General features: G+C 72.9%; 13 protein-coding genes and 1 pseudogene. 4 read left to right on the top strand and 10 right to left on the bottom strand.

Features of this window, described 5'->3' with window-relative positions; all coding sequences use genetic code 11:
• Positions 1-20 precede the first annotated feature (20 nt).
• Entirely contained in the window at positions 21-1,415 is a 1,395-nt protein-coding gene (mptB, locus tag ACZ58V_RS21895) for a polyprenol phosphomannose-dependent alpha 1,6 mannosyltransferase MptB (protein WP_468196530.1), read from the top strand.
• Positions 1,412-2,776, top strand: coding sequence for a glycosyltransferase 87 family protein (locus ACZ58V_RS21900; RefSeq protein WP_471291529.1), 1,365 nt, complete (start codon positions 1,412-1,414; stop codon positions 2,774-2,776). Before mptB ends, ACZ58V_RS21900 begins: the two co-directional genes overlap by 4 nt.
• 35 nt (positions 2,777-2,811) lie before the next feature.
• Here ACZ58V_RS21900 and ACZ58V_RS21905 read toward each other — a convergent pair.
• From ACZ58V_RS21905 to ACZ58V_RS21920, 4 genes and pseudogenes are all read right to left on the bottom strand, one after another.
• Positions 2,812-3,696 (bottom strand): annotated as a pseudogene (locus tag ACZ58V_RS21905) (D-alanyl-D-alanine carboxypeptidase family protein); the annotation flags it as partial.
• 117 nt (positions 3,697-3,813) lie between these two features.
• Entirely contained in the window at positions 3,814-4,983 is a 1,170-nt protein-coding gene (rho, locus tag ACZ58V_RS21910; RefSeq protein ID WP_471291531.1) for a transcription termination factor Rho, read from the bottom strand.
• Between the two features lie 268 nt (positions 4,984-5,251).
• Positions 5,252-6,079 (bottom strand): class I SAM-dependent methyltransferase, encoded by an 828-nt coding sequence (locus ACZ58V_RS21915; protein ID WP_471291533.1) that lies wholly within the window; start codon positions 6,077-6,079, stop codon positions 5,252-5,254.
• Between the two features lie 25 nt (positions 6,080-6,104).
• Complete coding sequence (locus ACZ58V_RS21920) at positions 6,105-6,503, bottom strand: nuclear transport factor 2 family protein (protein WP_468196538.1); 399 nt, start codon at positions 6,501-6,503, stop codon at positions 6,105-6,107.
• A gap of 69 nt (positions 6,504-6,572) precedes the next feature.
• Here ACZ58V_RS21920 and ACZ58V_RS21925 point away from each other — a divergent pair, with 69 nt between their 5' ends.
• The gene (locus ACZ58V_RS21925; protein WP_471291535.1) at positions 6,573-7,136 is read left to right on the top strand and encodes a PadR family transcriptional regulator; all 564 of its coding nucleotides are present in this window, start codon (positions 6,573-6,575) and stop codon (positions 7,134-7,136) included.
• Between the two features lie 4 nt (positions 7,137-7,140).
• Positions 7,141-7,866 carry a class I SAM-dependent methyltransferase gene (locus ACZ58V_RS21930; RefSeq protein WP_471291537.1) on the top strand — a complete coding sequence of 242 codons (726 nt, stop codon included), beginning with the start codon at positions 7,141-7,143 and terminating at the stop codon, positions 7,864-7,866.
• On the opposite strand, the gene ACZ58V_RS21935 is transcribed toward ACZ58V_RS21930, so the two are convergent.
• The 6 genes from ACZ58V_RS21935 to ACZ58V_RS21960 form a co-directional block, all read right to left on the bottom strand.
• Complete coding sequence (locus ACZ58V_RS21935; protein ID WP_471291538.1) at positions 7,863-8,609, bottom strand: GntR family transcriptional regulator; 747 nt, start codon at positions 8,607-8,609, stop codon at positions 7,863-7,865. The genes ACZ58V_RS21930 and ACZ58V_RS21935 overlap by 4 nt on opposite strands.
• A 130-nt stretch (positions 8,610-8,739) precedes the next feature.
• The gene (locus tag ACZ58V_RS21940; RefSeq protein ID WP_471291540.1) at positions 8,740-9,906 is read right to left on the bottom strand and encodes a serine hydrolase domain-containing protein; all 1,167 of its coding nucleotides are present in this window, start codon (positions 9,904-9,906) and stop codon (positions 8,740-8,742) included.
• Between the two features lie 112 nt (positions 9,907-10,018).
• The gene (locus ACZ58V_RS21945; protein WP_471291542.1) at positions 10,019-10,987 is read right to left on the bottom strand and encodes an acetylxylan esterase; all 969 of its coding nucleotides are present in this window, start codon (positions 10,985-10,987) and stop codon (positions 10,019-10,021) included.
• 93 nt (positions 10,988-11,080) lie between these two features.
• Positions 11,081-11,665, bottom strand: a complete 585-nt coding sequence (locus ACZ58V_RS21950; protein ID WP_471291544.1) for an Rv1733c family protein — start codon at positions 11,663-11,665, stop codon at positions 11,081-11,083.
• Between the two features lie 286 nt (positions 11,666-11,951).
• Positions 11,952-12,707, bottom strand: coding sequence for a ferredoxin reductase (locus ACZ58V_RS21955; RefSeq protein ID WP_468196554.1), 756 nt, complete (start codon positions 12,705-12,707; stop codon positions 11,952-11,954).
• On the bottom strand, positions 12,700-13,305 hold the full coding sequence (locus ACZ58V_RS21960) for a sulfite oxidase-like oxidoreductase (RefSeq protein ID WP_468196555.1): 606 nt from the start codon (positions 13,303-13,305) through the stop codon (positions 12,700-12,702). Before ACZ58V_RS21960 ends, ACZ58V_RS21955 begins: the two co-directional genes overlap by 8 nt.
• Between the last annotated feature and the right edge of the window lie 39 nt (positions 13,306-13,344).

Raw genomic sequence — 13,344 nt, forward strand, 5'->3', positions numbered from 1 at the left:
ACCCTGACTGAGTGTTGGCCATGGCTTTCCCCGTCGATCTCCGCCGCTGCCAGATACTCGGTCTGGCCGGTACCGCCTTCCTCGCGGCGGGCGGTGAGACGGCCGGCGCCCTGCCCGTACGGGACCTCCTGCACCCGGCCTCCGCCGGCGCGGCCCTCGGTCTGGTCGGTGTGTACTTCGGCGTCGTCCTGCTGATCGCGGCCTGGGCGCTGCTGGGCCGGCTGGTGCGCGGGCCTCGGCCGCCCACTCCCCGAGCCCTGCTGCTCGTCCTCGCCGTCTGGGCGGCACCGTTGCTGCTCGCCCCGCCGCTGTTCAGCCGGGACGTCTACAGCTACCTCGCCCAGGGGGCGATGGTCGACGCGCACATGGACGTGTACGCGCACGGGCCGTCCCAGCTCGGCGGCCCGCTCGCCGACGAGGTCGCCCCGCTCTGGCGGCACACCGGAGCCCCGTACGGCCCGGTGTTCCTCGCCGTCGCGGCGGCCCTGTCCGCTCTGACCCGGGGTGAACTGCCCGCCGGGCTGTTCGGGATGCGGCTCGTCGCGCTCGCCGGCGTGGCCCTGATGGCGGCCGCACTGCCCCGGCTCGCCCGCCACAGCGGCGCCGACCCGTCCGCCGCGCTGTGGCTGGGCGCCCTCAACCCCCTCGTCCTGCTGCACCTGGTCGCGGGCGCCCACAACGACGCCGTCATGCTCGGCCTGCTCGGCGTCGGCCTGGTGGCGGCGCTCGGCCGGTGGCCGGTCCTCGGCGCCGTCCTCGTCACACTCGCCGCCCTGGTCAAGGCGCCCGCCGTGCTGGGCCTCGCCGCCGTCGTCGTCCTCCAGGTCCGCGCGGGCCGCAGTCCGGCGAAGGCAGTCCTGACCACCACCGTCGCCGCCGCTGGGACGACCGTCGCCGCCACGGCCGTGGCCGGCACCGGATACGGCTGGATCGGAGCCCTGAACACCCCTGTCTCACCCCAGAACTGGGCCCTGACCACCCTGCTCGGCCGCGCCACCCGCGCCCTGCTGGAACACCTGGGCAGCGATCTCGCGCCCCTGGCGATCCCCGCCTGGCACGCGCTCGGCATCGCGGCGGCCGTCGTCGCGATCGTGCTGATATGGCACCGGCTGCGCCCACGACCCGTCTACGCCCTGGGCCTGAGCCTCGCTGCGGTGGCCGCGCTCGGCCCCGCGATCCGCCCCTGGTACGCCCTGTGGGGCCTGTTCCTCATCGCCGCCGCCACGCCCAGCACCTCCGTACGCCACCGCACGGCGGCCGTGACCGGTGTGCTCGCGCTCTGCGTCCTGCCCAGCGGTGGCGCGGCGGACACGGGGCAACTCGTCCTCGCCGTCTCCGGCGGCGCGCTCGCGGTCGTCGTGCTGTGGCAGGCCCGCCAGGCCGAGCTCGCCCCGGCGCTGGGAGGCGCGGCATGACCCCGGCCCCGCCGCGCACCGACCGCGGACGACTGCTGCTCCTGCTCGTCCTCGCCACGGTGGTGACCGTCTTCACCGCCACCGTGCCCCTGCTGCGCGACTGGTTCGACCTGCGCGTCTACTACGGCAGCATCGACACCTGGGTCCATCACGGCGGCCGGATCTACGACTACCGGGTGCCCGGCACGACATACGGCTTCACCTACCCGCCGTTCGCGGCGGTCGCCATGCTGCCGATGGCCCTGCTGGACCTGCGCACCGCGATCGCCGCCGCCCTGCTGCTCAACCTGGCGGCCCTGGCCGTGATCCTGCGCCTGCTCACCGGCCCCGAGTGGCGGCGCCACGGCTGGTACGGCTGGGCCCTGATCGCCTGCCTGCTCACACTGTTCGAACCGCTCCGCGACACCTTCAGCTTCGGTCAGGTCAACCTGCTGCTGCTGGCTCTCGTGCTCACCGACGCGGCGCTGCTCGCCACCGGACGCGGACGCAGGGCGGGCATCGGCATCGGGCTCGCGGCCGCGATCAAGCTCACGCCGGCGCTGTTCATCGGGCTGCTGCTGGTGGCCCGGCGGTGGCGCGCGGCGGCTCTCGCCACGGCCGTCGCCCTCGGGGCCACGGCGCTCGCGGCCTGGGTCGACGCGGACGCCTCGCGCTTCTACTGGACGGACGCCCTGTGGGACACCAGCCGGGTCGGGCGCCTCGGCTACGTCTCGAACCAGTCGGTGCAGGGCATCCTGGCCCGGCTCGGCGAACCGGACCGGGCGGTGTGGGCGGCGGCGGTCCTGCTCATCCTCGGCGTGTGGGCGCTGCGGGTGCGGCGGGCGGTCGCCGCGGGGGACTGGACGGCCGCGTTCGCCCTGACCGGCCTGGCGGCCTGTCTCGTCAGCCCGATCACCTGGGTGCACCATCTGGTCTGGCTGCTGCCGTCCTTCGCCGTGCTGATCCGTACCGGGCACCCGCGGATCGCGGGCGCCCTGTACGCCGTGCTGTGCACCAGCGTGGTGTGGCTGTGGTTCGACGACGCGTCCGGCGTCGACGGGTTCCTGGGCAGCAACACCTACGCCTGGATCACGCTGGGTCTGCTGCTGTGGCTGCCGGTCGGTCAACTCCCTTCGGACCGGCGGACCGGCAGCCGCAGCACCAGCACGACGACCGCCGCGCCCAGCCCGACAGCACCCACGATCAGCCCCGCCTCGGTCCAGGCGGAGCCGGGTTCCTCCGGCACCGCCGCGGCGGCGGCAGCGGGCAGCGTCGTCGCCCCCGGCCGCGCGGGGGCCCGCGGGGCCTCGAGCGAGCCCACCGGTTCGACCCTCGCGGCCGACCGGAACCCCCAGTCGAGCAGTGAGCGCGCCTCCTCGTAGACGGTGGCCCCGCCGCCCTGCTGAGGGTTCATCACCGTCACGACGAGGGTGCGCCCGTCCCGGCGCGCCGCCGCGACGAGCGTGCTGCCCGCCTTGCTGGTGTAGCCGTTCTTGATGCCGATCAGCCCCCGGTACGGCTTCACGCCGCGGGTGCCGCTCAGCAGCCGGTTGGTATTGCGGATCGCGTACGACCAGCCGCCCCCGCCGGGGAATCTGGCCTCGACCGTGGCGCAGTACCGGGCGAAGTCCGGGTTGCGCAGCCCCAGCCGGCCGAAGATCGCCAGGTCGAACGCCGACGACACCTGGCCCGGCGTGTCGTAGCCGTCCGGCGACAGCACGCGCGTGTCGTGAGCGCCCAGGGAGCGGGCCTCGGCCTGCATCCGCCGGGCCGTGGCCCGCCAGCCGCCGTTCAGTTCGGCCAGGACGTGCACGGCGTCGTTGCCGGAGTTGAGGAAGACACCGCGCCAGAGGTCGGCGATCCTGTAGGTACGGCCCTCCGCGACTCCGACCAGGCTGCTGCCGGCACCGACGCCCCGGAGTTCCTCCGCACGGACCGTGTGCCGGCTGCTCGACGGCAGAGCGGGCAGCACCGTGAGGGCGAACAGGGTCTTCAAGGTGCTGGCCGGGGGCAGCCTGCGATGCGCGTTGTGGGCGGCGAGCACATCGCCGCTGCGGGCGTCGGCCACCAGCCACGACAGGGCGGAGACCTCCGGGAGACGGGGCACCCCGGCACGCGGGCGGACATGGGTACCGGGGCGGTGCAGCAGCGAGGGGTGCGGGGCCGCCGCCCTCGGCCCGGCGGGCGCACTGGGGTCCGCCCTGCCGGAGACGTCCGCCGCGGCGGGCACCACCGCCAGGAGCCCCACCGCACAGAGCACACCGGCCGATACGGCCATCCGGAAAGAGAGTCCGAGGATCATATGATTAACGTAGAAACGGATGTGCTCCGCACGGCGACGACCGGGCCGAACAGTGCCCGCGAGCACCCGGATGCCACACCGGCGACGTCCCGGAACGGGGTGGTCGGGGTACGTCCGTCAGCCCGAGGGCAGGGTCGGCTGGATGCGCCGCAGGAACGTCGCGTTGTCCGGCGTCTCGCGCAACCGTTCCAGGAGGGTCTCCAGACCGCCCTGGCCGTCCCGGCTCTGCAGCACGCGCCGCAGGCCGTGCATGGCCGCCAACTCGGCCGGGGGCAGCAGGAGTTCCTCACGGCGGGTGCCGGAGGGGGTGATGTCGACGGCCGGGAACACGCGGCGGGACGCCGGGTCGCGGCTCAGGCGCAGCTCCATGTTGCCGGTGCTCTTCAGCTCCTCGAAGTAGAAGTCGTCGGCCCGGGAGCCGGTCTCCACCAGGGCGGTGGCGAGGATCGTGAGGGAGCCGCCCTCCTCGGCGGCTCGGGCGGCGCCGAAGAACCGCTTGGGGCCGGTCAGCGCGGACGCGTCGACGCCCCCGGTGAGGGTGCGGCCGCCGGACGCGGCCGCGTTGTTGTGCGCCCGGCACAGCCGGGTCAGCGAGTCGAGGAGGATGACGACGTCCTCGCCGGCCTCGACGAGCCGCTTGGCCCGTTCGATCACGAGCTCGGCGAGCGCGATGTGCTGCTTGGCGCTGCGGTCGAAGGTCGAGGCGTACACCTCCCCCCGCACGCTGCGCCGCATGTCGGTGACCTCCTCGGGCCGCTCGTCGAGCAGCAGCACCATCAGCCGGCTCTCGGGATGGTTGCCGGCGACGGCGGCCGCCAGTTGCTGGAGGATGACGGTCTTGCCGGTCTTGGGCGGGGCCACGAGGAGCCCGCGCTGGCCCTTGCCGACCGGCGCGATCAGGTCGACGACCCGTCCGGCCAGTCCCGCGGCCGGGTGCTCCAGACGCAGCCGCTCGTGCGGATGCAGCGGTGTCAGGTCCCGGAAGTGACGCCGGCCGCGCGGTGCCCCGGGCTCGCGGCCGTCGACCCGTACGACGTCGGTCAGGCCGCCCCGGTCGCCGCGCACGCCCTCGACCAGGTCGCCCTTGCGCAGGCCGTACCGGCGGATCAGCGCGGGGGAGACCGGAGGGTCGGCGGGGGTGGGCAGGCAGTCCTCGCCGCGCAGATGCCCCTTCCCGGCCGAGTCGATGTCGAGGACGCCAGTCGCGGTCTGGGCGGTCTGGGCGGTCTGGGCGGTCTGGTCCTGGGACTGCCGCTGGACGGGTGGGTTTTCGAGTGTGGTGGTCATGGTGGTGTGTCCTTTCAAGGACGGAAGGCATGGGACATGCGAAGGAAGGGGGGAGAGAGCCGCGATGGGAGGGCCTTGGGCACGCCTCCGGGCGGCGAGAACAGCACAGCACCCTGGCTACGACGAAGAACGTCCTGCTCAGCGAGGTGGTGCTGGAATCAGAGAGAAAGAGAAGAAATGAACTGGCACCGGCGCCCAAAACCTGGGCGTGCACGAGTGCTGTTGGCACTGTACCACGGGACGAGATGCCGGGGGAGTGGAATGTCCCTCAGCGGCCGGCCAACAGTCCGTACAGCAGCGGGATCCGCGGCTCGGGCAGCCGCCACCAGCCGGACTCCGTACGGACCATCTGCGGCCAGCGCGGCCAGGGAAGTTCGTCGCCTTCCCGCAGCCGCCGCACGGCGAGTCCCGCTCCGGTCAACGCGTTGACGACCTCGCCCATTCCGTGCATCCACTCGTAACTGTCCGTGGCGCCCTCGACGGCCGGGCCGTCCGTGTAGGTGCGGGTCGCGTCCCGGCGCACCGGACCGCCGCCGCTCAGGTAGTCATGGCGCAGCAGCAGCTCGGGGCCTTCGCCCGGAGCGGGCTTCGGCCCGAGGGAGTTGAGGAGGGGATGGAACTCGACGACGTACAGCCGGCCGCCCGGCCGCAGGAGCCGGCCGACGACCTCCGCCCATCGGTCCAGGTCGGGCAGGTAGCACAGGGCGCCCTTGCCGGTGTAGACGACGTCGAACTGCCGCCCGTCCAGGGCCTCGACGGCGTCGTACACGTTCGCGTGTACGTACGTCACGTCCGCGCCGGCCTTCGCGGCGATGCCGGTCGCGGCCGCCACCGACGCCTCGGAGAAGTCGAGGCCGACGGCACGGGCTCCCCGCCGGGCCAGGGCGATCGTCTCCGTGCCGAGGTGACACTGCAGATGCAGCACGTCACGCCCGGCCAGCTCGCCGAGGTCCTCCCACTCGAAGGAGGCGAACCAGCGCTCGGGGTCGAGGTCCTGGTCGAGGCCGTAGAACCGGCTGGCGAGATGGACGGGTGTGCGGGCGTCCCAGTTGGCCTGGTTGGCCCGCATCAGCGCGTCGTGCTCGGCGGACGTCATGGGGCCATCCAACCAGACGCGTTGCTCACACCGAGCGTGCTCGCGCCTCCTCGGCGATCCGCTCGAACTGTGCGCCCATGGCCGCCGCGAGCGCCTGCGCACCCGACAACGGGCGCACCATCACGGTGAATTCGTCGATCAGCCCGTTCTCGTCGACATGGATGAAGTCGCAGCCGTTGATCTCCCGGTCACCCACCCGAGCGGTGAAGACGAGGGCGTGGTCGCGGCCTTCCGCGTCATTGATCTCGCGCACGTAGCGGAAGTCCTCGAAGACGCCGGAGACGGCGCGCAGGATCGCCGCCGTGATCGCCTTCCCGGCGTACGGCTTGAACACGACCGGGCTGGTGAACACGACGTCCGGCGCCAGGAGCGCTTCGGCGGCGTCGAGGTCGTCTGCCTCGATGGCCTCGCGGAATGCACGCATCGGACCTGCCTTAGTCAATTAGTTGATTAGATGCGAATGAGATTAGTCAACTACTGTTACCGTGTCCACATGTCTCTGAAGTACGCCGTTCTGGCCGCCCTCCTGGAAGGAGAGGCCTCGGGCTACGAGCTCTCCAAGGTGTTCGACGTCTCGCTCGCGAACTTCTGGGCCTCGACGCCGCAGCAGCTCTACCGGGAACTGGAGCGTCTTGCGCAGGACGGGCTGATCGAGGCCAGGGTCGTACGCCAGGAACGGCGGCCCGACAAGCGGATGTTCACGCTCACCGAGGCGGGCCGTGAGGATCTGCGCGCGTTCGCCGCCACACCGCCCCGGCGGCCCACCGCCATCCGGGACGAACTCCTCATCAAGATCCAGGCCATGGACGGTGCGGGCCCCGAGGCGACCCGCGCGCTGGTCGAGGAGCGTGAGGCGTGGGCCCGCGGCAAGCTCGCCCGCTACCGGCGCGTCCGGGAACGCCTGCTGGCCGGCCGCAGCGAGGAGGAGTACCTGCGGGAGGCCGACCGCGTCGGTCCGTACCTCACCCTGATGGGAGGGATCGGCTTCGAGGAGGAGAACCTCCGCTGGTGCGAGCGCGTACGCACGGTCATCGAGCAGCGAGCTCCCCTAGGCTGAGCCGATGTTCAGCCCCGAAGGTCCCAGTCTGCGTGAGCTCGCCGTCCAGGCGCTGTCGTCCGTCGAGCGCGGTTACGACCTCCTCGCGCCGAAGTTCGACCACACCCCCTTCCGGACCCCCGAAGCGGTCCTCGACGCCGTCGGGTCGGCACTGCGGCGCATGGGACCTTTCGGCACCGGCCTCGACCTGTGCTGCGGCACCGGCGCGGGCGTCGGTGTGCTGGCGGGGGTGTGCCGGGAGCGGGTCACCGGCGTCGACTTCAGCGCGGGCATGCTCGACATCGCGCGGGAGCGGGTCAGCCCCGTGGAGCCGCCGGTCTCATGGGTCAGGGCGGACGCCCGTGCCCTGCCCTTCGCGCCCGCCTTCGACCTGGTGGTCAGCTTCGGGGCCTTCGGGCACTTCCTGCCCCGTGAACTGCCCGCCTTGTTCGCGCAGGTCCGCTCCGTCCTGCGGCCGGGCGGCTGCTTCGCGTTTCCGCTGGTCGCCCCGCCCCGCCCGGGCTCGCTCGGCTACTGGATGCTGCTCGGCTTCGACACGGTGATGCGGGTGCGCAACGCGCTGTGGCGGCCTCCGTTCGTCATGTACTACCGCGCGTTCCGCTTCGGGGACGTACAGCGCGAGCTGGCACGCGCAGGCTTCCGGGTGGACCTCCACGCGCTGCCGGAGTTCGGACAGCGACGGGACGGCAGCCCGCGGGTGCGGCTCGTCGTGGCCCGGTTGCCGGTCTAGTCGGCCCGGCCCGGGATGGTGAACTCGTAGACCAGCGCGTCCTGTTGCGCGTCCACCACGAGGTCGGTGATCTCCAGTGGGCGCGCGTACTGGTCGTGCACCTGCCGGGTGACCCGCACCGACGGCGTGCTCGGGAGGCGGGTGATGGCGTCGCGGTGGTGCAGGGTCAGACCGGCCCGGCGCATCCAGTCGTAGGCCCGCCGCAGGTGCGCGGCGGCGGTGCCGTCGGCCCGGTCACGGTAGCGCGCGAGTTCCTCCACCTCCGCCAGTGCCACGGCCGAGAAGGACGTCACGGCGGTCCGCAGCCCGCGGCCGTAGGCGGTCGCGTACCGGTAGTTGTGGACGAGAGTGGGCCGTCCCGGGGCCAGCCCCAGGGCCTCTGCGTGGTCCGGCGGGGGCGGCTCCCAGGTGACGGTGGCGCGGGCGACCGTGCCCGGAGTGGCGGCCGCCGCGCCGACCGGGAAGGCGAGCGAAGCCGGGGTTTCCACCGGCAGGCCGGGCAGGGTGGCGTGGCTGCCGCGCCGGTCGGTGGCGACCAGACCGTCACGGCGCAGCAGTTCCAGCGCCTGCCGTACGGTCTCCCGGCTGACCCCGAGGTGCTCGGCCAGCCGCCGCTCGCCCGGCAGCCGTTCACCGGGCGGGACGCGGCCGTCGCGCAGTTCGCCGAGCAACCGCGTCGCGATCCGCCGGTACAGAGGCTCTTCCTCGGCCGGCGGGTGGTCGTGCGGGGTGGTGCGGGCCATGCCGCGCCTCCTGGTGGTGACGTGCGGTAGTGGTACGGGCTCGGTGCGCCACCAGATCTAGCATTGGTCTAAACCAGATGGGAAGGGTGGCCGGGCGGTTCGGCCGAAACCGGCCCGCCCGAGCCCGCCGTCACAGCGCGCTGTACAGAGCGTCGACCAGTGCCATCTTCCGCGGGTCGTCCGCGATATGAGGCCCCATACGGTTCATCACATACCCCAGGGACACCTCCGCCTCCGGGTCGGCGAGCCCGCAGGAGCCGCCGAAGCCGTCGTGACCGAAAGCGCGCGGGTTGGGTCCGTAGGAGCCGTTGGATCCGCTGAGCCACAGCCCGAGCCCCACCTCCGTCTCGTTCTCGAACCCCGCGCCGAGCACCAGGTCCCGGCAGCTGCCCTGCCCCTCGCGCACCCGCTCGGCCGCCTCGAGGGACAGAACGCGGTGGTCGCCGTACGACCCGCGCCCCGCGAAGACGCCGTAGAGCGCGGCGACCGCGAGCGCGGTGCCGTGCCCGTTCGCCGCCGGAATCTCGGCGGACCGCCACCCGGCCGTGTTGGCCCCTGCGGCGGACACCGGCGGGTTCGTCAGCGCCGCGATCGCCGCCGGTGCCAACTGGGCGAAAACGGCGGCCTGTTCACTGCTCGCCGTCACCGGCGGCTGGACCAGCTCGGCCACCCGGCCGAAGTCCTTCGCCGGCAGTCCGATGCGGAAGTCGATCCCGAGTGGCGCGGTCACCTCCCGCTCCAGGAAGGCCCCGGGGCGCAGCCCCGAGACGCGCCGTACCACCTCGCCGACCAGATGGCCGTAGGTCAGCGCGTGATAGCCGGACCGGGTTCCCGGTTCCCACCAGGGCTGCGTCGCCGCGAGCCGCTGTGTGGTCAGCTCCCAGTCGCCGAGCTGCTCCAGCGAGTGCGGTTCGCGCAGCCCGGCCAGACCGGCGCGGTGGGACAGCAGGTGCCGTACGAGGACCTTCTCCTTGCCCGCCGCCGCGAACTCGGGCCAGTAGTCGGCGACCGGCGCGTCGAGGTCCAGCAGCCCCCTGTCGGCGAGGATGTGCGCGCACAGCGCCACCGGGCCCTTGGTCGTGGACCACACGTTGACCAGCGTGTCCCGCTCCCACGGCCGGGAGCGCTCCGCGTCGGCCCAGCCGCCCCACAGATCCACCACTGTCGTGCCGCCGACGGTGACGGCCACCGCGGCGCCCAGCTCGCCCCGCTCCCGGAAGTTCTCCTCGAACGCCCTGCGTACCGCCGCGAACCGCGCGTCGCAGTGCCCGCGCACCTGTGTCTCGTTCTCGGACATGAGCCCCTCCGCCGACCGTCTCGGGGCCGGGCCGCCATGGAGCGGCCCGGCCGCGAAGAACGTACCGACCGGTCGGGACCGTGCGGAAGCCCGTCGGCGGTGAACGGCCGGATCAGATGTACGAGCGCATCCAGCGCAGCTTGGCCGCCTCCTGGAAGGGGCCGCCGCCCTCGTGGTCGTTGAAGTCGTACACCTCGATCTCCTTGTCCTCGTGGCTCCAGGCGTTGAAGGCCGCGAAAACGGTGGAGGGCGGGCAGGTCTGGTCCTCCAGGGCGGCCGAGAAGAGCGCCGGGGCCCGGCCGCGGGCGGCGAAGTGCACGGAGTCGAAGTAGGAGAGCGTGCGCAGGGCGTCCTCGGCGCGACCGCGGTGCGTCTTGAGGTACAGGCCGATCTCCCGGTACGGGTGCCGGTCCGTGAGCGTCGCCGCGCGCGGGTAGTCGCACAGGAACGGCACGTCCGGCCCGATGGCGGCCAGGTCAGGGACCAGGCCGCCCACCGCGATCGTGATGCCGCCGCCCTGGCTCGCGCCGACGGCCACCGTGCGCGTGGCGTCGGTCAGGGGGTGCGAACGGGCCGCCTCCACGGCCCGCACGGCGTCCGTGAACACCCGGCGGTAGTAGTAGTTCTCCGGCGCGTCGATACCGCGTGTCATGAAGCCCGGGAAGGCCGGCGCGCCGCCCACCGGGTCCGCCGTGCCGCCGCCCGCGCCCCAGGCACTGCCCTGCCCGCGGGTGTCCATCACGAAGTGCGCCCGGCCCGAGGACGCCCACAGCAGGTGCTCGTGCGGCAGTCCGCGGCCTCCGCCGTAGCCGATGAACTCCACGACCAGCGGCAGCGGTCCGTCCGCCCCGGCCGGCAGCGTCAGCCAGCCCTTGACCGGATGACCACCGAAGCCGGCGAACGTCACGTCGAACACCTGCACGGTGGACAGGCCGGTGTCGACCGGTTCGAAGCGGGCGTCCAGATCGTGCTGACGCGCCTCCTGGAGCGTCTTGGACCAGAACGCGTCGAAGTCCTCGGGCTCGGGGGACGCGCTGCGGTACTCGCGGAGTTCATCGAGAGGAAGGTCGAACAGGGCCATGCAGGACCGCCTTGGGTGAGGAACAGCTGCGGAGACAGAGCGGATGATCACACTATGTGGGCGGTCGGAGGACTCGCCAGGAATTTTTGTGCGTCACGCGCGGCGGTGCGTCCACTCCGGTTCCGTACGGGCCCACGCCCGGTCCCACTCGGCCAGTCTGCGGCGCAGCGCCACCCGGCGCACGACGACGTGGCCGAGAATCACCACGAGCACCGCACCGCCCGCGGCACACGTGCCGATGGTGAGGGTGTGCTGCCAGACCGCGGTGCCGTCCACCGGCGGTGACACGTTCCGCCCCCGGGAGTCGAACCAGACGTCCACGACCTCGCCCTGCCGGGTGCCCGCGGCGACCTGTGCCGTCGCGGTGCGCGTCCCCTCGCCCGGCTCCGTCCAGCGCACGGTCGCGCGGAACGCGTGCTGCCCGCCGGCCTCCGCCGACGGCAGCGAGGCGCCCTTCCTGGCGACCACCTCGGCACGGACGCGATGCCGCTCGGCACGCTGCTCCACCGAGACCGACGTCGCCTCGTCATGGGCCCACGAGGCCGCCGCCACTCCCGCCAGAGGCGCGCCCACGAGCAGCAGGACGGCGACCACCAGCACCGTCCACGCCTCGACGACATCGGACCGGCGCCGCAGCGGACTGCGCCGCCAACGCCAGCCGCGCACCCGGGTTCGCATGTCGACCTCCTCGCCGTCACCGCGGCCGGAAGGCCGGGTCGGCCGTACGGTGGCGGTGCCGCTCCCTCCGCGTCATGCCACGCCTGCGAGTGCCCACACGCACCGGGTACCCCCTCCGACGCGCATCGATCGCTCGTCGTGGCTCCGGTACGGTGCGCCGGGCACGGCAAGCCGCACGGGAGGGCCGCACCGTACGGAGAGACGGGCCGTCGCGGCTGGGTGCCCGGACCGACCCGGGCGAAACACCGAGGGAGAGGGCGCCGTCCAGGTCAGAGCGCCGGCGAGATCAGCCGAAACGCTCGATCCGGACGCGGTCCACGGGCTGACCGGCCGTCACGAGCAGCCGCGAGGCATGCTCGGCGAAGGAATTGGAGCCGCACACATAGGCCTCCCACCCACCGGAGGGCTGCTCGGCCAGCAGTGGCGCCACATGTGCCGCGGCCATACGTCCCACCGGCACACCCTCCGGCGCGGCGCGGGTGAAGACGGGCGTCGTCTCCGCGCCGAACTCCCGGGCGTAGATGAGCTCCTCGGGGCTGCGCGCGGACACCACCAGCCGCAGCGGCACGGTCAGGTTCCGCGCCCGGTGGTGCCGGACCATCGACATCAGCGGTACGACACCGGAGCCGGCGCCGATCAGCAGCGCGGGCCGGTCGCCGGGCCAGGCGAAGAAGCCGCTCACCGGGCCCCGCACCTCGACCCGGTCGCCGGGCCGGGCGACGGTGTGGAACCAGCCCGAGACCTCGCCGCCGTCGACGTGGTCCAAGGTCAGCTCGATGTGCCCGGAGTCGTCCGGGGCGGACGCGATCGAGTAGTGGCGCTGGGCCGCATAACCGTCCTCTGCGGTCAGCCGCACCATCAGGTGCTGACCGGGCAGGTGACCCGGCCAGCCGGGCACGGCGAACCGGAAGGTGGCGGCACGCGCGGTCTCACGGCGGATCTCGGTCAGCGTGGCGGTCTGCCACACGGAGGCGGCCTGCTCGCTCACGGCGATGCGCCCGGGCACGGCGAACCGCGTGGGAGGCACGAAGGTCTCAGTCACCGGAGTACCTCTGCTCCTGCCAGGGGTTGCCCCGCTCGTGGTAGCCGTTCTGCTCCCAGAAACCGGGCTCCTCGTGGTCGAGGATCCGCAGGCCCGCGATCCACTTGGCGCTCTTCCAGAAGTACAGGTGCGGCACCAGCAGTCGCGCCGGACCGCCGTGCTCGGGGGCGAGCGGCCCGCCGTCGTACTCCCAGGCGATCCAGGCACGCCCGCCGGTCAGGTCGGCGAGCGGGAGGTTCGTGGTGTAGCCGGTGTGCGAGTAGGCGACGGCATGGGTCGCCGACCCATGGGGCCGGACCACATCGAGGAAGGTGTCCAGGGACACGCCCGAGAACCGCACCCCGAACTTCGACCAGCTCGTCACGCAGTGGATGGCGCCCTCGTACGCCGACGGCGGCAGCCGGTGCGCCTCCTCCCAGTCCCAGGTGCGGGGCTCGTCCACCAGGCCGTCGACGCGGAACGTCCAGTCGGCGGGTGCCAGATCGGGAGTGACCTCGGCGGACAGGACGGGCCAGTCGTCGCCGGCGTCGTACTGGCCCGGCGGCAGCCCGGGGTCGTCGACGCGGGGGCGCCCGGTGAAGCCTCTGGTGATGTGCATGGGGAACTGCCTCCGGACCGGGCCGACGGTGCCACGCCG

The organism is Streptomyces sp. NPDC040589 (assembly GCF_055594445.1).

Coding starts and splice junctions, on each gene's coding strand:
- ACZ58V_RS21940 (WP_471291540.1), bottom strand. CDS start 9,906: ATGTCCGAGAACGAGACACAGGTGCGCGGGCACTGCGACGCGCGGTTC.
- ACZ58V_RS21960 (WP_468196555.1), bottom strand. CDS start 13,305: ATGCACATCACCAGAGGCTTCACCGGGCGCCCCCGCGTCGACGACCCC.
- ACZ58V_RS21930 (WP_471291537.1), top strand. CDS start 7,141: ATGTTCAGCCCCGAAGGTCCCAGTCTGCGTGAGCTCGCCGTCCAGGCG.
- ACZ58V_RS21925 (WP_471291535.1), top strand. CDS start 6,573: ATGTCTCTGAAGTACGCCGTTCTGGCCGCCCTCCTGGAAGGAGAGGCC.
- ACZ58V_RS21950 (WP_471291544.1), bottom strand. CDS start 11,665: ATGCGAACCCGGGTGCGCGGCTGGCGTTGGCGGCGCAGTCCGCTGCGG.
- ACZ58V_RS21915 (WP_471291533.1), bottom strand. CDS start 6,079: ATGACGTCCGCCGAGCACGACGCGCTGATGCGGGCCAACCAGGCCAAC.
- ACZ58V_RS21900 (WP_471291529.1), top strand. CDS start 1,412: ATGACCCCGGCCCCGCCGCGCACCGACCGCGGACGACTGCTGCTCCTG.
- ACZ58V_RS21920 (WP_468196538.1), bottom strand. CDS start 6,503: ATGCGTGCATTCCGCGAGGCCATCGAGGCAGACGACCTCGACGCCGCC.
- ACZ58V_RS21935 (WP_471291538.1), bottom strand. CDS start 8,609: ATGGCCCGCACCACCCCGCACGACCACCCGCCGGCCGAGGAAGAGCCT.
- mptB (WP_468196530.1), top strand. CDS start 21: ATGGCTTTCCCCGTCGATCTCCGCCGCTGCCAGATACTCGGTCTGGCC.
- ACZ58V_RS21945 (WP_471291542.1), bottom strand. CDS start 10,987: ATGGCCCTGTTCGACCTTCCTCTCGATGAACTCCGCGAGTACCGCAGC.
- rho (WP_471291531.1), bottom strand. CDS start 4,983: ATGACCACCACACTCGAAAACCCACCCGTCCAGCGGCAGTCCCAGGAC.